The following is a 20,238-nucleotide window of genomic DNA, read 5'->3' on the forward strand; positions in this document are numbered from 1 at the left end:
AGCAAGCTCGCTCCCACAGGGGACCGAGCCAGCCTCATGCAAGGGGCTTACTTATCGCGAATCGAGAAGTTCGCCATGTGTTCCAGTCCCTTGATCAGCGCCGAGTGGTCCCATTGGCTGCCACCGATGGCCGCGCAGGTGCTGAACACTTGTTGGGTGCTGGCGGTGTTGGGCAGGTTGATGCCCAGCTCGCGAGCGCCGGCCAGCGCCAGGTTCAGGTCCTTCTGGTGCAGGCTGATGCGGAAGCCTGGGTCGAAGGTGCCTTTGATCATGCGCTCGCCATGAACCTCAAGGATCTTCGACGAAGCGAAGCCGCCCATCAGCGCTTCACGGACCTTGGCCGGGTCGGCACCGTTTTTCGAGGCGAACAGCAGCGCTTCGGCCACGGCCTGGATGTTCAGCGCAACGATGATCTGGTTCGCCACTTTGGCGGTTTGACCGTCGCCGTTTCCGCCGACCAGGGTGATGTTCTTGCCCATGGCCTGGAACAGCGGCAGGGCGCGTTCGAAGGCCGAGTTGTCGCCACCGACCATGATGCTCAGGGTCGCCGCCTTGGCGCCGACTTCACCGCCAGACACCGGGGCGTCGAGGTAGTGCGCACCTTTGGCGTTGATCTTCGCGGCGAAGGCTTTGGTTGCGGTGGGCGAGATCGAACTCATGTCGATCACCACTTTGCCCGGGCCGACACCGGCCGCAATGCCGTCGGTGCGGAACAGCACATCGTCGACCTGCGGGGTGTCTGGCACCATGACGATGATGAATTCGGCTTCCTGGGCGACTTCTTTCGGGCTCGCCAGTGCGACCGCGCCAGCGGCGATCAGGTCAGCGGGGGCGGCGTCGTGGTGCGCCGACAGGAACAGGCTGTGACCGGCTTTCTGCAGGTTCAACGCCATTGGGTGGCCCATGATGCCGGTGCCGATAAATCCGATTTTAGCCATGAGAAAGTCCTCTTGTTTTTATGTAGCCAAATAGTGTGCACGTAGCTGAGGCGACCACTCTTTGTGGCGAGGGAGCTTGCTCCCGCTCGGCTGCGAAGCAGTCGTAAATCCTGAACTCCGGTTCTGCCTGATTCACTGCAGTGAATGACTGTGGGGCCGCTTCGCGTCCCAGCGGGAGCAAGCTCCCTCGCCACAAAAGCCCGGTTTCAATCTCAGATCGCGTTATGGGTCTTGAGCCAGCCCAAACCTGCTTCGGTGGTGGTCAGCGGCTTGTATTCACAACCGACCCAGCCCTGATAGCCGATACGGTCCAGGTGTTCGAACAGAAAGTGGTAGTTGATTTCGCCAGTGCCCGGCTCGTTGCGCCCCGGGTTGTCGGCGAGCTGGATGTGGTTGATTTCGTCCAGGTGCGTGGCCATGGTCCGGGCCAGGTCGCCCTCCATGATTTGCATGTGGTAGATGTCGTATTGCAGGAACAGATTGGCGCTGCCTACCTGCTCGCGAATCGACAGCGCCTGGGCGGTGTTGTTCAGGTAGAAGCCTGGAATGTCGCGGGTGTTGATGGCTTCCATTACCAGCTTGATGCCCGCCGCTTGCAGCTTGTCAGCGGCGTATTTGAGGTTGGCGACGAAGGTTTTCTCTACCGTGGCGTCGTCCACCCCTTGTGGGCGAACACCGGCCAGGCAGTTGACCTGGGTGTTGCCCAGCACGTGTGCATAAGCGATGGCGAGGTCGACCCCGGCACGGAACTCTTCCACCCGGTCAGGGTGGCAGGCGATCCCGCGTTCACCTTTGGCCCAGTCACCGGCCGGCAGGTTGAACAGCACTTGGGTCAGGCCGTTGGCATCGAGTTTGGCCTTGATGTCGGCGGAGCTGAAATCATAGGGGAACAGGTATTCGACACCACTGAAGCCGGCCTTGGCGGCCGCTTCGAAGCGGGCAAGAAAATCCTGTTCGGTGAACAGCATGGACAGGTTGGCTGCGAAACGCGGCATGGTGGTCTCCTAAAACAAATTGGCTGACACAACGCGATCAGTCCCCTCTCCTGGGGGAGAGGGTTAGGGGGAGGGGGAATCAGGGTTGGCCCCGAATTCCCCGAACGGCACAAAACCGTTCCCTCACCCCAGCCCTCTCCCAGAGGGAGAGGGGGCTGAAAGCCAAATCAGTCGAGCAACGAAATCGCCGTCGGCGCATCGTTGCCGACCAGCGCCAGGTCTTCGAATTCGTTGACGGCGTTGATCTCGGTGCCCATGGAAATATTGGTCACGCGCTCCAGGATAATCTCGACGATCACCGGCACCTTGAACTCTTGAATCAGCGCTTCGGCCTTGCGCAGGGCAGGGGCGATGTCAGCCGGTTCGAACACGCGCAGTGCCTTGCAGCCCAGGCCTTCGGCAACCGCCACGTGGTCAACCCCGTAACCGTTGAGCTCCGGTGCATTGAGGTTGTCGAAGGACAGCTGCACGCAGTAATCCATCTCGAAACCGCGCTGCGCCTGACGGATCAGACCCAGGTACGAGTTGTTCACCACGACGTGGATGTACGGCAGCTTGAACTGCGCGCCCACCGCCAGTTCTTCGATCATGAACTGGAAGTCGTAGTCGCCTGACAGTGCCACAACCTTACGCGAGGGGTCAGCCTTGACCACGCCCAGCGCGGCCGGAATGGTCCAGCCCAAAGGGCCTGCCTGACCGCAGTTGATCCAGTGGCGCGGTTTGTAGACGTGCAGGAACTGCGCGCCGGCAATCTGCGACAGGCCGATGGTGCTGACGTAGCAAGTGTCTTTGCCGAACACCTGGTTCATTTCTTCATACACGCGCTGTGGCTTGACCGGCACGTTGTCGAAGTGAGTCTTGCGGTGCAGGCTGGCTTTGCGCTGCTGGCAGTCTTTGAGCCAGGCGCTGCGGTCTTTCAGCTTGCCGGCGGCTTTCCATTCGCGGGCCACCTCGATGAACACTTTGAGTGCCGCGCCTGCGTCGGACACGATGCCTTGGTCCGGTGTGAACACGCGGCCGATCTGGGTGGGTTCGATGTCGACGTGAATGAACTTGCGGCCTTCGGTGTACACCTCGACCGAGCCGGTGTGACGGTTGGCCCAGCGGTTACCGACGCCCAGCACCACGTCGGATTTGAGCATCGTCGCGTTGCCGTAGCGGTGGGACGTCTGCAAGCCAACCATGCCGACCATCAGCGGGTGATCGTCCGGGATGGTGCCCCAGCCCATCAGGGTCGGGATTACCGGGATGCCAGTCAACTCGGCAAACTCCACCAGCAGGTCGCTGGCATCGGCATTGATGATGCCGCCACCGGCCACCAGCAATGGGCGCTCCGCCTGATCGAGCAGGGCCAGGGCTTTTTCGACTTGCTTGCGGGTGGCCGCAGGTTTGGCCAGCGGCAGCGGTTCGTAGGCGTCGATGTCGAATTCGATTTCGGCCATTTGCACGTCGAACGGCAGGTCGATCAGCACCGGGCCTGGACGACCGGAGCGCATTTCATAGAAAGCTTTCTGGAAGGCGTAAGGCACCTGGCCCGGCTCCAGAACAGTGGTCGCCCATTTGGTCACGGGCTTGACGATGCTGGTGATGTCGACGGCCTGGAAGTCTTCCTTGTGCATGCGGGCGCGGGGTGCTTGCCCGGTGATGCAGAGGATCGGGATCGAGTCGGCCGAGGCGCTGTAGAGCCCGGTGACCATGTCGGTGCCGGCAGGGCCGGAGGTGCCGATGCACACGCCGATGTTGCCGGCCTTGGTGCGGGTGTAGCCCTCGGCCATGTGCGAGGCGCCTTCAACGTGGCGAGCGAGGACGTGATCGATGCCGCCGACCTTTTGCAGGGCGGAGTACAGCGGGTTGATCGCGGCACCGGGGATGCCAAAAGCGGTATCGACCCCTTCGCGGCGCATCACCAGAACGGCGGCTTCGATTGCTCTCATTTTGCTCATTATTTTGTGCCTCTTACGTTTTGTAATTGTATACAAGCGGCTGTTGTGCGGAGTGTATTCATGCGCAATGGCGCAGGTCAATCCATTTTCTTACGTCGCTGCTTCATTCGTCGGAAGCCTGAAATGCTGTGGCTTTTCGTCGCATTAGGCACTTTGGTGGAAATATTGTATACAAAAAGATATTTCATTGTGTTCTATTTGTTGTATCGGTCTTCTCAACGAAAAGACCCAAAAGGCTTTCCCATCACACAATAAGGACGGCACCCATGAGCGCTTTAACCTTGAAAGTCGCAGTCAGCCTGACCGGTCGGGCCATCGTTGCGGGGCGCAAGATCGCCGCGGCACCGCTGACTGTTGCAGTACTGGATGCGGGCGGGCATTTGTTGAGCCTGCAACGCGAAGACGGCGCGAGTTTGCTGCGTCCGCAGATCGCCATCGGCAAGGCCTGGGGCGCGATTGCGCTGGGCAAGGGCTCGCGGTTGCTGGCACTGGACGCGCAACAGCGTCCGGCGTTTATCGCGGCGTTGAACAGCCTGGGGCAGGGCAGCGTGGTGCCCGCACCGGGCGGGGTGTTGATCCGGGATCAGGACGGGGTCGTGCTGGGCGCCATCGGCATCAGCGGCGATACCTCGGACATTGACGAGCAATGTGCAATCAGCGCGATAGAAGCGCAGGGGTTGCAGGCGGATGCGGGTGTCAGTGCTTGATGTGCGTTGACTGACCTACCGTCTTCGTCGGATCACCGCCCGGAGCAGGCCCGCTCACACACTGGATCTGTGAACACAGGAGATCCAATGTGGGAGCGAGCTTGCTCGCGATGACCATTTACCAGACACATCCAGCTATAAGTCTGTACCGCGACCTGGCATTCAGAGGTCTAGCCTTTTCATGAGTTCATCATAAGAGAGGCAAGAAATGCCGGATCTATCCGCTTCACATCGCCTGCGCACCGGTCGCTATGCTGAACAGAGTCGAATTTATCTCCTGACCACCAATACCCTCAACCGAGAACGGGCTTTTGAAGATTTCGCCTCGGGTAGATTGATCGTTGATCAATTTCGAAGTGCGCAGGATCAACGCTGGGCGAACTCATTGGCTTGGGTCGTCATGCCGGATCACTTTCACTGGTTGATCGAGTTGCAGCACGGTTCATTAAGTGAACTGATGCAAAAAACCAAATCATTGAGTGCGCGAGTGGTGAACATGGCTACCGGTCGCAAGGGCCGTCTTTGGCAGCAGGGTTATCACGATCGGGCGTTGCGCCGAGAGGAGGATTTGGTAGGACTTGCAAGGTACGTCGTGGCTAACCCATTGCGGGCAGGGTTGGTGCCACGACTGGGCGATTATCCGTTGTGGGATGCGATTTGGGTTTGATCGAAAACCTGGGTTGCCCTCTTCGCGAGCAAGCTCGCTCCCACATTGGATCTCCTGTGTTCATACGCCGAGTCTGCTCGCGATGGGCGCGACTCGGTCGATCAGTCCGGTGCGCAGCCCTTGAGTACCAGCCGGATGATGGTCTGCGCTGCGGCTTCGTAGTCGCTTTCATCCAGTTTGGTCTTGCCGGTGACGACGGAGATCTGCCAGTCGAAGTCAGCGTAGGTCTGGGTCGCGGCCCAGATGCTGAACATCAGGTGGTTGGGGTCGATGGGGGCGATCTGGCCACGGTCGATCCAGGTCTGGATGCAGTCGATGTTGTGCTTGGCCTGGGCGTTGAGCTGCTCGACCTGGTCGGCGCTCAAGTGCGGCGCACCGTGCATGATCTCGCTGGCGAACACCTTGGAGGCGAACGGCAGGTCGCGTGAGATGCAGATTTTCGAGCGGATATAGGCGCTCAGGACTTCGCTGGGCACGCCGTCGGCGTTGAACGGCGTCGAGGCCGCAAGGATCGGCTCGATGATGCTTTCCAGCACCTCGCGGTAGAGGTTTTCCTTGGATTTGAAGTAGTAGTAGACGTTGGGCTTGGGCAGCCCCGCCTTGGCCGCGATGTCGCTGGTTTTGGTCGCAGCGAAGCCCTTGTCGGCAAATTCCTCACTGGCGGCACGCAGGATCAGTTCTTTATTGCGCTCGCGGATAGTGCTCATAAACCAGGTGATTCCTTGCCTGTTCTGGCGGTTGCGCATGGTAGCACCGGCCTTGCGCAGGGCTCAAGAATGCCCATGCCACTGCTTGTCGCGGTATGCTGCGCACCATTCAAACCCGAAGGAAACCATGATCCATGGCTGGTAGCAGTTTGCTGGTGCTGATCGACGATATCGCCGCCGTTCTCGACGATGTGGCCCTGATGACCAAAATGGCGGCGAAAAAGACCGCAGGCGTACTTGGCGACGACTTGGCGCTTAATGCCCAGCAGGTGTCCGGCGTGCGCGCCGAACGCGAAATTCCGGTGGTCTGGGCGGTGGCCAAGGGCTCGTTCCGCAACAAGTTGATCCTGGTGCCGTCGGCATTGGCCATCAGCGCATTCGTGCCGTGGCTGGTGACGCCGCTGCTGATGGTCGGTGGCGCGTATCTGTGTTTCGAAGGCTTCGAAAAACTGGCGCACAAGTTCCTCCACAGCAAAGCCGAGGATCAGGCCGAACACGCTCAGTTGGTCGAGGCGGTGGCTGACCCGGCAACGGATCTGGTGGCTTTTGAAAAGGACAAGATCAAGGGCGCGGTGCGTACCGATTTCATCCTCTCGGCTGAAATCATCGCCATCACCCTGGGCACCGTGGCGGGCGCTTCGCTGACCCAGCAAGTCATTGTGTTGTCGGGCATCGCGATCGTCATGACCGTCGGGGTTTATGGCTTGGTGGCCGGCATCGTCAAACTCGACGACCTGGGCCTGTGGATGACCCAGAAGCCTGGGCAACTGGCGAAAAAGGTCGGCAATGCAATCCTGCGCGCCGCACCCTACATGATGAAAAGCCTCTCGGTGATCGGCACGGCGGCGATGTTCCTGGTGGGCGGCGGGATTCTGACCCATGGCGTACCGGTGGTTCATCACTGGATTGAAAGCGTCAGCGCCGGGGCCGGTGGAGCCGGGTTTATTGTGCCGACGTTGTTGAATGCGGTGGCGGGGATTGTTGCAGGTGCCGTGGTATTGGCCGGCGTCATGCTGGCGAGCAAGATCTGGAAGTCAGTGAAAGGTTAACCCTGTGGGAGCAAGCCGGCTCCCACATTTGATTGGCGGTGTGTATGAAAAAGGCCATTCGATTCACATCGAATGGCCTTTTTTGTTGTTCGCTGAATGCCTTATTCGGCGATCTGCAACTTGCGCGCTTCGGTGTACACGTAACGCACCTTTTCATATTCGAACGGTGAGTTCGTCTGGCCGTAGCGGAAGGTCATCTGGTAGCGCTTGTCGATACCGCGCAAGGCCCAGATTTCCGGGTGGTTGCTGCTGACCTCGGCTACGTTGAGGAAGTTGATGGCTGACTCTGCGCTGTAGTCGAACACCAGGCCGCCGGTGTCACGCAGGTTGGACGGGCCGAGGATCGGCAACACCAGGTAGGCGCCGCCCGGTACGCCGTAAAAGCCCAGGGTCTGGCCGAAGTCTTCGCTTTGGCGAGGCACGCCCATGGCGGTCGCGGGGTCCCACAGGCCGGCAACGCCAAGGGTGGTGTTGAGCAGCAGGCGGGCGGTGATGTCCAGTGAGCGCTGGCCTTTGAACTGCAGCAGGCTGTTGACCAGGTTGGGCACGTCGCCCAGGTTGTTGAAGAAGTTGCTCACCCCGGTGCGCAGGAAGCCTGGGGTGACATAGCGATAGCCGTCGACCACCGGCAGGAACACCCATTGATCGAAGCGATAGTTGAAGTGATAGACCCGGCGGTTCCACGATTCCAGCGGGTCATACACGTTCAGCGCATTCAGGGTCGAGCGTTCGAACTCGCGCTGGTCCAGCCCCGGGTTGAACTTCAGTTTGCTCAAGGGCTCGGTGAAGCCGTCCGGGTCAGTTACCGTGGGGGCGTTGGCCTTGCTGTTGTCGGCGTTGGCGTAACCTGCGCACAGCAGCGCAGCGATCAGCAGTAAATGTTTAGCCACGGAAGAACTCCAGCATGGCGTCGCTGTTGACGCGATAGTTGAGGTTGCCGCAATGGCCACCGTGCGGGTAGACCGTCAGGCGGTCACCAAAAGTCTTGCGCAGGAAACCCAGGTCGCCGGGGCCGAGGATCACGTCGTCGGCGTTGTGCATGACCGCGATTTTCGGGCTGTCGTGCAGGTAGTCCTTCAGTGCGTAGAGGCTGGCCTGGTCGATCAGTTGCAAGATGCTGCCGCCGTCGGTGCGCGCGCGCCACATCGGGATCACTTGTTCGGTCAGGTAGCAGTCGAAATCGCATTGCAGCGCCCGTTTGAGAAACGGCGTCATGCTGGTGCCTTCGGTGATCGGGTACTTGGGCGGGATGATCAGGCCGCGGCGGTTGATCAGGTCTGAAGTAAAGGCGATGTCCGCCGCTGAAAAGCGGAACGAGGTGCCGATCAGCATGGCCATCTGTTCGTTGGTCAGGTGCTGTTTGGACTGCTGGAAGTCGTAGAGCAGGGCATCGTTGAGGTCGATGTAGCCTTTTTGCTGGAAGTAGCGGGTCAGCTTGTTCAGTACCAGTTCATAGAACGTGGTGCTGTTGTTGATGCCTTTGACTTCTGTCTGTACCAGCTTGTCCAGGTTGGTGACGGACGTGTAGAGGTTGACCGGTGGGTTGAGCAGCAGGACTTTCTTGAAGTTGAAGCTGCGTCGGGTTTCGTCCAGGTGGGCGACAAATGCCGCATCCAGCGCGCCGAGGCTGTAGCCCGTCAGGTAGTAATCGGTCACCGGCAGTTTTGGGTGCTGGGCACGTACGGCCTGCATCACCCGATACATGTCTTCGGCGTCTTCCTTGGTCACGCCTGGCGTGGCGAAGCGTGAAGCGGCACTGATGAAATCGAAGCTGGTGGGCGACGACAGTTGCACCACGTGGTAACCAGCCTTGTAATAGAGCTTTTTCAGGTATTCGTTGTGGCTGCTGTCATACCGGGCGCCGGTGCCCGCGATCAGGAAAATCAGCGGTGCGGCGTGGTCCTGCGTGGCCATGCGGTAGGTGAGCTTTTTCACCGCCCAGAAATTGTCCGGGAGAATGAATTCGCGCTCCGGGCGCACATTCAGGCTGTAGTCCGACTGACTGATCTGGTCATTGGTCGGCAAGTCTGGCCGCAGGTCCGGCGGTGTGGTGGCGATGGTCGCCTCGAACGGGTTGGTCAGGGGGTAGCCATAACTGGCGGCGTCGATATCCGTCGCCAGTGCGGACGCACTCAAGATAAGGCCGCCTATCAGGGCAGCGAAGCGCAAGAAACGGAGCATGACTGAATCCCTTAGAGGAAGGTACCGAGTGAGGTTCGCAGGCTATGACCATCGCACGTACGCCAAAGTGCCGTGCCTGGGCACCAAACAGGTGTGAACCGGGGGTAATAGTAGCTGGACGATACACTTTGCAGCCGTTTCATGACCACTTATCTGCTGAACTCGCTTGCTTACCGCTGTCGGGCGATTAAGCTGGGCGCCGTTTTCGTCTATCGGAGTGCCCCATGTCCCGCCGTTTGCCTGTGATGTTGCTGCTCGTTCTCCTGCCACTGTGGCTGGCCGCCAGTTATGGCGTGCGTTATGGCTTTATGGAGGATGCTCAATGGGTCGGCATTTGCGTCGATGAGGCAAGCCGTTGGGAGTGTCAGGTGCGTTCGAGCCTGGGCCTCATGATTCACTTCAAGGTGTTGGGCTGGGCGGGGCTGGTGACAGCGATAGTCGGCTTTGTGTTGCCGGGCCGTGCAGGGTGGGGGTTGGCGGTGTTGGGGCTGGTGTTCGGTATCCCGGCGCTGGCGTTGTACAACACCACGTTTGCGGTGTTTGCGCTGGTGATTGCGGCGTTGCGGTTGGTCAGGGCTTCTCGTAGCGCCTGATAAGCCGCCTTGGCGGGCAAGCCCGCTCCCATAGTTCGGCATGATCCCTGTGGGAGCAGGCTTGCCCGCGAAGAGGCCGGCAGCGGCGCTAAAGATTACCCTTTGCGAACCCGCAAGCTGCGCCACATCGCGGCAACCATCAAGACACTTACCAACGCCCAGCCCCAGGCTTGTTGATTCAGTAAGCCTTCGCGGTACAGCTGCGGGGCAATGCCGGCGCCGACAATGAACGTCAGCATGGCAATTTCACGACGCGGCACGTTGACCGGGCGGCACAGGTAAACCAGTGCCGGCAGCAGCAGGGCCGCGCTCGGGAAGCTGCGATAGCGCGGGTCGAACACCAGCTCCAGCATCATCACCGCCGCCGCGAAACCTGCGGCTGCCAGCAGCCAGCCAGCCCGACGTTCCAGCAGATTGAAGGCGCGTTCACGCCAGCCGGTTTTGCCGCTCAAGGCCAGTGCGGCGTGGGCCAGCACCAACAGGTTCAGCGCAACCAGCAATCCGGCCCAGAGCCATTCGCCGGTAAAACGCGTGGTAACACGCACCAGTTCGCCCCAGGCACCGATAGAGCAAGCCGCCACGGCACCGAGCAGTGGCAACACCAGCGCCGCACGGGTTGTGCGCACGCGGCCGCCCAAGATCAACGTACCCAGCATGATCAGCGCGCCAATGCCCAGCCACTGCGGCCAGAGCGGCAGGTTCGACACAGGGCCGGCGAGTACGCCTTTGTCCTGGCGATCCGCGTCGAACAGCCCCCAATAGCCGCCGACCGCACCTTCACTGGCGCGTTTCCACGGTTGGTCGAATGCTTCGATCAGGTTGTAGTGCCAGCCTTGCTGCTCGGCCATGGCGACAAAACCCCGAATGAACTTGGCTTCGTTGACCCGGCTCGGCAGGGCGGTTTCGCGCTGGCGGCCTTCGCTCGGCCAGCCGGTTTCACCGATCATCACGTCTTTGGGCGCGAAGCGGTTACCGAACACCTGACGCACTTCGGCGACGTGCTGCAGTGCGGCGTCGATGTTCGACGGGTCATCTTCCCAATAAGGCAGCAAGTGAATGGTCAGGAAGTCCACCGCCGGGGCGATCTCCGGGTGCTTGAGCCAGAACTCCCACACATCGGCGTAGGTCACCGGTTGCTTGACGTGGCTTTTGACGTGATGGATCAGTTTGGCCAGCTGCGGACCGGTGACTTCCTTGCGCAGCAGGGTTTCGTTGCCCACGATCACCGAAGTGACCACGTCCGCGTTGGCATTGGCCGAGGCGATCAGCAGTTCGACTTCCTTGGCGGTGTCCACCGGGTTGCCGTTGATCCAGGCGCCGATCATCAGCTTCAAGCCGTGTTTGCGCGCCAGGTCCGGCAGGGCTTCCAGGCCGGTCATGGAATAGGTGCGGATGCACTCGAAGCGGGTCGACAGCAACGCAAGGTCCGCGTCCATGCGCTCGGGGCGCAACGCGAACGGCTGGTCAAACGGCGATTGGTCCTTGTCGAACGGGGTGTAGGAGGCGCACTGCAACTTGTGCGAAGCGCTGGCCACGTCCGGCAGCAGCACCGGTTGGCCGAGGCCGTACCAGAAACCACCGAGTGCGAACACGCCCAGCAGGCAGGCGAACAGATAAGCAAAAAAAGGAAAGCGGGTGTTGGCGGGCATGGTCAGGCCGTCTGGGAGCAAAGCCGCGCATCTTACCTGCATTTGCCATGCGCTTGGTGGGCTGCATGATTTTGACATGCAAAGTTCGGGCGGAATTGTCAGGGCATTTTTCAGGGGCGCAGTTACTGGCGTTCTGATGTCGTTTCTCGGTGCATCAAGGTCGCTGGCAGAGCAGGTCGTGGCGGTCGTCAGGTTGATTATCAAGCATCAGTACTCCGCTGATGTTCGAACGAGTTTGCGGTGAGGCGTGATGGGGGCGCCAGTGGTCTGTGTGGCTGGTTCGTTAACTCAGATTCGGATGCCAGAAGTCCATAGCCAAGGCGCTGTGACGAGTCATAGCCCGCTATGGCGAGGAGGAGCAACGCAGGATTTTGGCTTCTGGCGCCGAAGTTGACTAACAGAACTAGCTACACGGGCCGCCACATAACAATACGTTGACGCCGCTCGGCATCCGTCGGGCGCAGCACTTTCGGGGAAGTAACGATGAAGATGCGACGACTCTTAGGCGCAGGTGCCGCTCTGGTGCTTGCGATGGGCTCCACATTCGCCAACGCCGACAGTAAAACCCTGAGCATCGGCTATGTCGACGGTTGGTCCGACAGCGTGGCGACCACTCATGTGGCGGCCGAAGTCATCAAGCAGAAACTCGGTTATGACGTGAAGCTGCAAGCGGTTGCCACCGGGATCATGTGGCAGGGCGTGGCCACCGGCAAACTCGACGCCATGCTGTCAGCCTGGCTGCCCGTGACACACGGCGAATACTGGGCCAAGAACAAGGACAAGGTGGTCGACTACGGCCCGAACTTCAAGGACGCCAAGATCGGCTTGATCGTGCCGGAGTACGTCAAGGCCAAGTCCATTGCCGACCTGAAGGACGACGCCACCTTCAAGAACAAAATCGTTGGTATCGACGCCGGTTCAGGCGTGATGCTCAAGACCGATCAGGCCATCAAGGATTACGGCCTCGATTACAAACTGCAGGCCAGTTCCGGCGCGGCGATGATTGCCGAACTGACCCGGGCCGAAGAGAAAAACGAATCCATTGCCGTCACCGGTTGGGTGCCGCACTGGATGTTCGCCAAGTGGAAACTGCGCTTCCTCGACGATCCAAAAGGCGTTTACGGCGCGGCGGAGACCGTGAACAGTATCGGCAGCAAAGGCCTGGAGAAAAAAGCACCGGAAGTGGCTAAGTTCCTGCACAACTTCCAGTGGGCGTCCAAAGACGAAATCGGCGAAGTCATGCTGGCAATCCAGGATGGTGCCAAGCCTGAAGTCGCTGCCAAGGATTGGGTGGCCAAACACCCGGAGCGTGTTGCCGAGTGGACCAAATGATTTGACCTGACAGCTCTAGTCCGTACCTTCCAGGGCCGCTTGGCATTTATGCCAAGCGGCCCTTGTTGTTTTTGCCTTTGTGGCGAGGGAGCTTGCTCCCGCTGGGCAACGAAGTGGCCCCTCTCTTTGAAGAGCAGGGGGACTGCTGCTCAGTCCAGCGGGAGCAAGCTCCCTCGCCACAGTGGTCTACTACTAAGGTCGTCTGGAACCTCTCCTTCAGCCGCATGAAAGTGGATACGTTCCAACAATAATCTGTGCTGCGAGGATAAAAACAATGAACGACAGCATTTACCTCTCGATTCAAAACAGCCCGCGTTTCAAGGAGCTGGTCAGCAAGAGAGAGCGGTTCGCCTGGATACTTTCGGCGATCATGCTCGGGCTTTACTCGGGCTTCATCCTGTTGATTGCCTACGGGCCGCATGTGCTGGGGGCCAAGATCAGCCCCGAGTCATCGATTACCTGGGGTATTCCGATCGGTGTGGGGCTGATTGTGTCGGCCTTCATCCTGACCGCTATCTACGTGCGACGCGCCAACGGCGAATTCGACGACCTGAACAATGCGATTCTCAAGGAGGCTCAGCAATGATCCGGCGTCTATTGGCAGCTCTGGGCATTGCCGCCTTCGCACCGGCCGTTTGGGCGGCCGAGGCACTGACCGGCGAAGTTCACAAACAACCGCTCAACGTTTCGGCGATCCTGATGTTCGTGGCTTTCGTCGGCGCAACGTTGTGCATCACTTACTGGGCGTCCAAGCGCAACAACTCGGCCGCCGACTACTATGCGGCCGGCGGCAAGATCACCGGTTTCCAGAACGGGCTGGCGATTGCCGGTGACTACATGTCGGCGGCGTCCTTCCTGGGGATTTCCGCGCTGGTGTTCACCTCCGGCTACGACGGCCTGATCTACTCGATCGGCTTCCTGGTGGGCTGGCCGATCATTCTGTTCCTGATCGCCGAGCGCCTGCGTAACCTGGGCAAATACACCTTTGCCGACGTGGCGTCCTACCGCCTCGGGCAAACCCAGATCCGCACACTGTCGGCCTGCGGTTCGCTGGTGGTGGTGGCGTTCTACCTGATCGCGCAAATGGTCGGTGCCGGCAAGCTGATCCAGCTGCTGTTCGGCCTCGATTATCACGTGGCGGTGATCCTCGTCGGTATCCTGATGTGCATGTACGTGTTGTTCGGCGGCATGCTGGCGACCACCTGGGTGCAGATCATCAAGGCTGTGCTGTTACTGTCCGGCGCGTCGTTCATGGCGCTGATGGTGATGAAACACGTCAACTTCGACTTCAATGCGTTGTTCTCCGAGGCGATCAAGGTTCACCCCAAAGGTGAGGCGATCATGAGCCCGGGCGGTCTGGTAAAGGATCCGATCTCGGCGTTCTCGCTCGGGCTGGCGCTGATGTTCGGTACAGCGGGCCTGCCGCACATCCTGATGCGCTTCTTCACCGTGAGTGACGCTAAAGAAGCGCGCAAGAGCGTGCTGTACGCCACCGGTTTCATCGGCTACTTCTACATTCTGACCTTCATCATCGGCTTCGGCGCGATCCTGCTGGTCAGCACCAACCCGGCCTTCAAAGATGCGGCTGGCGCGCTGTTGGGCGGTAACAACATGGCGGCGGTGCACCTGGCCAATGCGGTCGGTGGCAGCGTGTTCCTGGGCTTCATCTCGGCAGTCGCTTTTGCGACCATCCTGGCCGTGGTTGCCGGTCTGACCCTGGCCGGTGCTTCGGCGGTGTCTCATGACCTGTATGCCAGCGTGATCAAGAAGGGCAAGGCCAACGAGAAGGATGAGATTCGTGTCTCGAAGATCACCACTATCGCCCTAGCGGTGCTGGCAATTGGTCTGGGCATCCTGTTCGAAAGCCAGAACATTGCGTTCATGGTTGGCCTGGCGTTCTCCATTGCGGCCAGTTGCAACTTCCCGGTGCTGCTGCTTTCCATGTACTGGAAGAAGCTGACCACCCGTGGTGCCATGATTGGCGGCTGGCTGGGCCTGGTCAGTGCGGTGGGCTTGATGGTGCTGGGTCCAACCATTTGGGTGCAGATCCTGCATCACGAGAAGGCGATCTTCCCGTATGAATACCCGGCGCTGTTCTCGATGATCATTGCGTTTGTCGGGATCTGGTTCTTCTCGATCACCGACAAGTCGACCGCTGCGGATAACGAGCGGGCGCTGTTCTTCCCGCAGTTCGTTCGTTCGCAGACCGGGTTGGGGGCGAGCGGGGCGGTGTCGCACTAAGAGTGGCTACACGCTGCAAACTGAGCTGAAACGAAATGCCCCGGTCGAGAGATCGGGGCATTTCTGTTTGTGCAGGTTTTTGTGTTCTCTGTACTGACGTCTTCGCGGGCTTGCCCGCGAAGGCGGTAGTTCGGTCACTGCAATACTTGAAATGCGGCACAAACAAAAACGGCCTCTATATTAATAGAGGCCGTTTCCGGTGTTGCTTAAGACGTTATCGCAAGACAGGTCTTATTTACGGTCTTCGAGTTTGGTGATATCACGCGACTCGTAGCCGGTGTACAGCTGGCGCGGGCGGCCAATCTTGTACGGGCTGGAGAGCATTTCCTTCCAGTGGGAGATCCAGCCGACAGTCCGCGCCAAGGCGAAGATCACGGTGAACATGCTGGTTGGAATGCCGATCGCCTTGAGGATGATCCCCGAGTAGAAGTCGACGTTCGGGTACAGCGAGCGCTCGATGAAGTACGGGTCGGTCAGGGCGATCTCTTCCAGGCGCATGGCCAGTTCGAGTTGCGGATCGTTGTTGATCCCCAGTTCCTTCAGCACTTCGTCGCAAGTCTTCTTCATGACGGTAGCGCGTGGATCACGGTTTTTGTAAACCCGGTGACCGAAGCCCATCAGTTTGAACGGATCGTTCTTGTCCTTGGCCTTGGCGATGTACTTGTCGATGTTCGAGACATCGCCAATTTCGTCGAGCATGGTCAACACGGCTTCGTTGGCGCCGCCATGAGCCGGGCCCCAGAGTGCAGCGATACCGGCAGCGATACAGGCAAACGGGTTGGCACCCGAAGAGCCTGCCAGGCGTACGGTGGAGGTCGATGCGTTCTGTTCGTGGTCGGCGTGGAGGATGAAAATCCGGTCCATGGCCTTGGCGAGTACCGGGCTGATCGGTTTGATCTCGCACGGGGTGTTGAACATCATGTGCAGGAAGTTTTCCGCGTACGACAGGTCGTTGCGCGGGTACATCATGGGTTGGCCCATGGAGTACTTGTAAACCATCGCGGCCAGGGTCGGCATCTTGGCAACCAGGCGGATCGCGGAGATTTCGCGATGCTGCGGGTTATTGATGTCCAGGGAGTCGTGGTAGAAGGCCGAAAGGGCACCGACTACGCCGCACATGACGGCCATTGGGTGAGCGTCGCGACGGAAGCCGTTGAAGAAGGTCTTCAGCTGCTCGTGGACCATAGTGTGGTTCTTCACGGTGCTGACGAACTGGGCCTTCTGTTCTGCGGTCGGCAATTCGCCGTTGAGCAGCAGGTAGCAGGTTTCCAGATAGTCCGACTTCTCGGCGAGTTGCTCGATCGGGTAGCCGCGGTGCAGCAGGATGCCATTGTCGCCATCGATGTAGGTAATCTTCGACTCGCAAGAGGCGGTCGACATGAAACCTGGGTCAAAGGTGAAACGGCCCGTGGCCGTCAGGCCCCGTACGTCGATTACATCGGGACCAACGGTGCCGGTTAAAATGGGCAGCTCGACGGGGGCTGCGCCCTCGATGATCAACTGCGCTTTTTTGTCAGCCATGTGGCCTCCTATTTATGCTTGAAATCATCAGACAGACCCCCCACGCAGGGCCCGCACCACTATAGTGAGATAAATTCGAATGTCAATTTGCCTAAAGTCTTGCTCCAGAAGGCTTTAACCGGACTTTTTCCTCGAAATTACCTGCCATTTACGCCTTTTATTCCGCTAACGCAATGAGCTATTAGGGGAAGGTGTTTGCGTTGTCATTAGTAGCCTAACTGTCTATACTCGGCCTCCGACCGCCAGGGGCTTTTGGGCCCGTTTTGATGGGGGTCGCACTCCCTGGGTGGTGGTTACCTGACCAGTGCACTCCCCAACAACTTTGCCCTGATTGTTAGGGGCTCTTCAGTGTGAAAAAAAGCCGTGAATAGCCAACGACCTGTAAACCTAGACCTAAGGACCATCAAACTCCCCATCACCGGCGTAACGTCATTTCTTCACCGTGTTTCCGGCATCATCCTCTTCCTGGGCCTTGGCATCATGCTTTATGCATTGAGCAAATCCCTGGGTTCCGAGGAAGGTTTCGCCGAGGTGAAGGCATGCTTGACCAGTCCGCTGGCCAAATTCGTGGCGTGGGGCCTGCTGTCCGCCTTGCTGTATCACTTGGTGGCCGGTGTACGCCATCTGATCATGGACATGGGCATCGGTGAGACGCTGGAAGGCGGACGACTGGGCTCGAAAATCATTATCGCCGTGTCTGCGGTGCTGATCGTTCTGGCGGGAGTTTGGATATGGTAACCAGCGTTACGAACCTATCGCGTTCGGGCCTCTATGACTGGATGGCGCAGCGTGTGTCTGCGGTCGTTCTCGCGGCTTATTTCATCTTCCTGATCGGATACCTCGTTGCGAACCCTGGTATTGGCTACGCCCAATGGCATGAGCTGTTCGCAAGCAACTGGATGCGTATCTTCAGTCTGCTGGCCCTGGTGGCCTTGGGCGCTCACGCCTGGGTCGGCATGTGGACCATTGCGACTGACTACCTGACGCCAATGGCGCTGGGCAAGTCGGCGACCGCCGTACGTTTCCTCTTCCAGGCAGTATGCGGCGTTGCGATGTTCGCTTACTTCGTCTGGGGTGTGCAGATTCTCTGGGGTATCTGATTCATGGCTAACATTCCAACGATTTCTTTCGACGCCATCATCATTGGCGGCGGCGGTGCCGGCATGCGCGCAGCGCTGCAACTGGCACAGGGCGGTCACAAGACTGCCGTGATCACCAAGGTTTTCCCGACCCGTTCGCACACTGTATCGGCCCAGGGTGGCATCACCTGCGCCATCGCGTCTGCCGATCCGAACGATGACTGGCGCTGGCACATGTACGATACCGTCAAGGGTTCCGACTACATCGGTGACCAGGACGCTATCGAATACATGTGTCAGGAAGGTCCGGCTGCCGTTTACGAGCTGGACCACATGGGCATGCCGTTCTCGCGTACCGAGCAGGGCCGTATCTACCAGCGTCCGTTCGGCGGTCAGTCGAAGGATTACGGTAAAGGCGGGCAGGCTGCCCGTACGTGCGCCGCTTCCGACCGTACTGGTCACGCGCTGCTGCACACTCTTTATCAGGGCAACCTGAAAGCCGGTACCACGTTCCTGAACGAGTACTACGCTGTCGATCTGGTGAAGAACCAGGAAGGCGCGTTCGTCGGTGTGATCGCAATCTGCATCGAAACCGGTGAAACCACCTACATCCGCGCCAAGGCTACTGTTCTGGCAACCGGCGGTGCGGGTCGTATTTACGCGTCCACCACCAACGCCCTGATCAACACCGGTGACGGCGTCGGCATGGCGCTGCGTGCTGGCGTGCCGGTACAAGACATCGAAATGTGGCAGTTCCACCCGACCGGCATCGCCGGCGCCGGTGTTCTGGTGACCGAAGGTTGCCGTGGTGAAGGCGGTTACCTGATCAATAAGCACGGCGAGCGTTTCATGGAGCGTTATGCTCCGAACGCCAAAGACCTTGCCGGTCGTGACGTTGTTGCTCGCTCGATGGTTAAGGAAATCATCGCTGGTAACGGTTGCGGCCCGAACGGCGACCACGTAATGCTCAAACTCGACCATCTGGGCGAGGAAGTGCTGCACAGCCGTCTGCCAGGCATCTGCGAACTGTCGAAGACATTCGCTCACGTTGATCCGGTGGTGGCTCCGGTTCCGGTTGTTCCGACTTGCCACTATATGATGGGCGGTGTTCCGACCAACATTCACGGCCAGGCGATCACCCAGAACGCTGAAGGCGTGGACGAGATCATTCATGGTCTGTTCGCTGTGGGCGAAGTGGCTTGCGTATCGGTTCACGGTGCCAACCGTCTGGGCGGCAACTCACTGCTCGACCTGGTGGTATTCGGCCGCGCTGCCGGCCTGCACCTGGAAAAGGCGCTGACCGACGGCATCGAATACGACGATGCTACCGACGCCGACATCGAAGCTGCACTGTCGCGTCTCTCCGCTCTGAACGCGCGTACCGAAGGTGAAGACGTGGCAACCCTGCGTCGCGAGCTGCAAAACTGCATGCAGAACTACTTCGGTGTATTCCGTACCGGCGAATACATGCAGAAGGGTATCGCCCAGTTGGCTGACCTGCGCGTACGTATCGCCAACGTCAAGATCAACGACAAGTCGCAGGCGTTCAACACTGCGCGTATCGAAGCACTGGAACTGCAGAACCTGCTGGAAGTGGCTGAAGCCACCGCCATCGCTGCCGAAGTACGTAAAGAGTCCCGTGGCGCTCACGCCCGTGAAGACTTCGAAGACCGTGACGACGAAAACTGGCTGTGCCACACCCTGTACTTCCCGGGTGAAAAGCGCGTGACCAAGCGTGCTGTGAACTTCTCGCCGAAGACTGTTCCGACTTTTGAACCTAAGATTCGGACTTATTAAGGGTGGCCGCCATGTTGAAAGTCAGTGTTTATCGTTACAACCCTGATCAGGACGCCGCGCCGTTCATGCAGGAGTTTCAGGTTGATACCGGTGGTAAAGACCTGATGGTGCTGGACGTGCTGGCCCTGATCAAAGAGCAGGACGAAGGTTTCTCCTATCGTCGCTCTTGCCGTGAAGGCGTTTGCGGTTCCGACGGCATGAACATCAACGGCAAGAACGGCCTGGCCTGCGTCACGCCGCTGTCTGCTGTTGTAAAAGGTAACAAGTTGGTTGTTCGTCCGCTGCCAGGTTTGCCGGTTATCCGTGACCTGGTTGTCGATATGAGCATCTTCTACAAGCAATACGAGAAGGTTAAGCCTTACCTGCAGAACGACACGCCGGCCCCGGCCATCGAGCGTCTGCAGTCCCCTGAAGAGCGTGAAAAGCTTGACGGCCTGTACGAGTGCATCCTGTGCGCTTGCTGCTCGACCTCTTGCCCATCCTTCTGGTGGAACCCGGACAAGTTCCTGGGCCCGGCTGCCCTGCTGCAAGCGTACCGCTTCCTGGCAGACAGCCGCGACACCAAGACGTCCGAGCGTCTGGCTTCGCTGGATGACCCGTTCAGCGTATTCCGCTGCCGCGGGATCATGAACTGCGTCAACGTTTGCCCGAAAGGCCTGAACCCGACTAAGGCCATCGGTCACATTCGTAACATGCTTCTGCAAAGCGGCGTGTGATTCAGCTGTAGTACCCGCTGTACCCGTAGAGGCTAAGGCGCGGGCTTCAACCCGCGTCTTGGCTATAACCAGAGCAGCAGCCCATAAAGCTGCGGCTCTTATTTTGAAGAAATGAGACAAGCA

19 protein-coding genes are annotated in these 20,238 nt (G+C 59.2%); 11 read left to right on the forward strand and 8 right to left on the reverse strand.

What is annotated here, in order from left to right; genetic code table 11:
* Window positions 1–47: 47 nt before the first annotated feature.
* From AABM54_RS08375 to gcl, 3 genes are all read right to left on the reverse strand, one after another.
* Entirely contained in the window at window positions 48–938 is an 891-nt protein-coding gene (locus AABM54_RS08375; RefSeq protein WP_347904819.1) for a 2-hydroxy-3-oxopropionate reductase, read from the reverse strand.
* A 212-nt stretch (window positions 939–1,150) separates the two neighbouring features.
* Window positions 1,151–1,933, reverse strand: a complete 783-nt coding sequence (gene hyi, locus AABM54_RS08380; protein WP_347904820.1) for a hydroxypyruvate isomerase — start codon at window positions 1,931–1,933, stop codon at window positions 1,151–1,153.
* A 167-nt stretch (window positions 1,934–2,100) separates the two neighbouring features.
* On the reverse strand, window positions 2,101–3,876 hold the full coding sequence (gene gcl, locus AABM54_RS08385) for a glyoxylate carboligase (RefSeq protein ID WP_347904821.1): 1,776 nt from the start codon (window positions 3,874–3,876) through the stop codon (window positions 2,101–2,103).
* Between the two features lie 266 nt (window positions 3,877–4,142).
* Between gcl and AABM54_RS08390 the strand changes: the two genes are divergently transcribed.
* Together AABM54_RS08390 and AABM54_RS08395 are read left to right on the forward strand one after the other, a co-directional pair.
* Window positions 4,143–4,583, forward strand: coding sequence for a heme-binding protein (locus AABM54_RS08390; protein WP_347904822.1), 441 nt, complete (start codon window positions 4,143–4,145; stop codon window positions 4,581–4,583).
* Window positions 4,584–4,791: 208 nt separating this feature from the next.
* Window positions 4,792–5,250: a transposase gene (locus AABM54_RS08395; protein ID WP_347904823.1), complete on the forward strand. Its 459-nt coding sequence runs from the start codon at window positions 4,792–4,794 to the stop codon at window positions 5,248–5,250.
* Between the two features lie 101 nt (window positions 5,251–5,351).
* On the opposite strand, the gene AABM54_RS08400 is transcribed toward AABM54_RS08395, so the two are convergent.
* The gene (locus AABM54_RS08400; RefSeq protein ID WP_347904824.1) at window positions 5,352–5,957 is read right to left on the reverse strand and encodes a TetR/AcrR family transcriptional regulator; all 606 of its coding nucleotides are present in this window, start codon (window positions 5,955–5,957) and stop codon (window positions 5,352–5,354) included.
* A 134-nt stretch (window positions 5,958–6,091) separates the two neighbouring features.
* On the opposite strand from AABM54_RS08400, the gene AABM54_RS08405 reads away from it, so the two are divergent.
* The gene (locus AABM54_RS08405) at window positions 6,092–7,006 is read left to right on the forward strand and encodes a DUF808 domain-containing protein (protein ID WP_347904825.1); all 915 of its coding nucleotides are present in this window, start codon (window positions 6,092–6,094) and stop codon (window positions 7,004–7,006) included.
* A 101-nt stretch (window positions 7,007–7,107) separates the two neighbouring features.
* Here the strand turns inward: AABM54_RS08405 and AABM54_RS08410 are convergent, their stop codons facing one another.
* Both AABM54_RS08410 and AABM54_RS08415 read right to left on the reverse strand, forming a co-directional pair.
* Entirely contained in the window at window positions 7,108–7,896 is a 789-nt protein-coding gene (locus AABM54_RS08410; protein ID WP_347904826.1) for a VacJ family lipoprotein, read from the reverse strand.
* Window positions 7,889–9,187, reverse strand: a complete 1,299-nt coding sequence (locus tag AABM54_RS08415; RefSeq protein ID WP_347904827.1) for a serine/threonine protein kinase — start codon at window positions 9,185–9,187, stop codon at window positions 7,889–7,891. Before AABM54_RS08415 ends, AABM54_RS08410 begins: the two co-directional genes overlap by 8 nt.
* A 224-nt stretch (window positions 9,188–9,411) precedes the next feature.
* Between AABM54_RS08415 and AABM54_RS08420 the strand changes: the two genes are divergently transcribed.
* Complete coding sequence (locus tag AABM54_RS08420; RefSeq protein WP_347904828.1) at window positions 9,412–9,780, forward strand: hypothetical protein; 369 nt, start codon at window positions 9,412–9,414, stop codon at window positions 9,778–9,780.
* A gap of 95 nt (window positions 9,781–9,875) precedes the next feature.
* Here AABM54_RS08420 and AABM54_RS08425 read toward each other — a convergent pair whose 3' ends face one another.
* Complete coding sequence (locus tag AABM54_RS08425) at window positions 9,876–11,471, reverse strand: beta (1-6) glucans synthase (protein WP_347904829.1); 1,596 nt, start codon at window positions 11,469–11,471, stop codon at window positions 9,876–9,878.
* 441 nt (window positions 11,472–11,912) lie between these two features.
* Between AABM54_RS08425 and AABM54_RS08430 the strand changes: the two genes are divergently transcribed.
* The 3 genes from AABM54_RS08430 (at window position 11,913) to AABM54_RS08440 (ending at window position 15,002) form a co-directional block, all read left to right on the forward strand.
* Window positions 11,913–12,761, forward strand: a complete 849-nt coding sequence (locus tag AABM54_RS08430) for a glycine betaine ABC transporter substrate-binding protein (protein ID WP_347904830.1) — start codon at window positions 11,913–11,915, stop codon at window positions 12,759–12,761.
* A 274-nt stretch (window positions 12,762–13,035) separates the two neighbouring features.
* Complete coding sequence (locus AABM54_RS08435) at window positions 13,036–13,347, forward strand: DUF485 domain-containing protein (protein WP_347904831.1); 312 nt, start codon at window positions 13,036–13,038, stop codon at window positions 13,345–13,347.
* A complete protein-coding gene (locus AABM54_RS08440) occupies window positions 13,344–15,002 on the forward strand; it encodes a cation acetate symporter (protein ID WP_347904832.1) in 1,659 nt (552 codons plus the stop codon). The genes AABM54_RS08435 and AABM54_RS08440 overlap by 4 nt, the downstream gene beginning before the upstream one ends.
* Window positions 15,003–15,233: 231 nt before the next feature.
* Here AABM54_RS08440 and gltA read toward each other — a convergent pair whose 3' ends face one another.
* Window positions 15,234–16,523, reverse strand: a complete 1,290-nt coding sequence (gltA, locus tag AABM54_RS08445) for a citrate synthase (RefSeq protein ID WP_347904833.1) — start codon at window positions 16,521–16,523, stop codon at window positions 15,234–15,236.
* A 363-nt stretch (window positions 16,524–16,886) separates the two neighbouring features.
* On the opposite strand from gltA, the gene sdhC reads away from it, so the two are divergent.
* The 4 genes from sdhC to AABM54_RS08465 are packed head-to-tail and all read left to right on the forward strand — an operon-like array spanning window position 16,887 to window position 20,115.
* Window positions 16,887–17,261, forward strand: coding sequence for a succinate dehydrogenase, cytochrome b556 subunit (gene sdhC / locus AABM54_RS08450; protein ID WP_347904834.1), 375 nt, complete (start codon window positions 16,887–16,889; stop codon window positions 17,259–17,261).
* A complete protein-coding gene (gene sdhD / locus AABM54_RS08455; protein WP_003446906.1) occupies window positions 17,255–17,623 on the forward strand; it encodes a succinate dehydrogenase, hydrophobic membrane anchor protein in 369 nt (122 codons plus the stop codon). Before sdhC ends, sdhD begins: the two co-directional genes overlap by 7 nt.
* Window positions 17,624–17,626: 3 nt before the next feature.
* Window positions 17,627–19,399, forward strand: coding sequence for a succinate dehydrogenase flavoprotein subunit (gene sdhA, locus AABM54_RS08460; protein ID WP_347904835.1), 1,773 nt, complete (start codon window positions 17,627–17,629; stop codon window positions 19,397–19,399).
* Between the two features lie 11 nt (window positions 19,400–19,410).
* Window positions 19,411–20,115: a succinate dehydrogenase iron-sulfur subunit gene (locus AABM54_RS08465; RefSeq protein WP_045057758.1), complete on the forward strand. Its 705-nt coding sequence runs from the start codon at window positions 19,411–19,413 to the stop codon at window positions 20,113–20,115.
* Window positions 20,116–20,238 lie beyond the last annotated feature (123 nt).

Origin of the sequence: Pseudomonas purpurea (assembly GCF_039908635.1) — a bacterium.
In the GTDB taxonomy this organism is placed as follows: Bacteria; Pseudomonadota; Gammaproteobacteria; order Pseudomonadales; family Pseudomonadaceae; genus Aquipseudomonas; species Aquipseudomonas purpurea.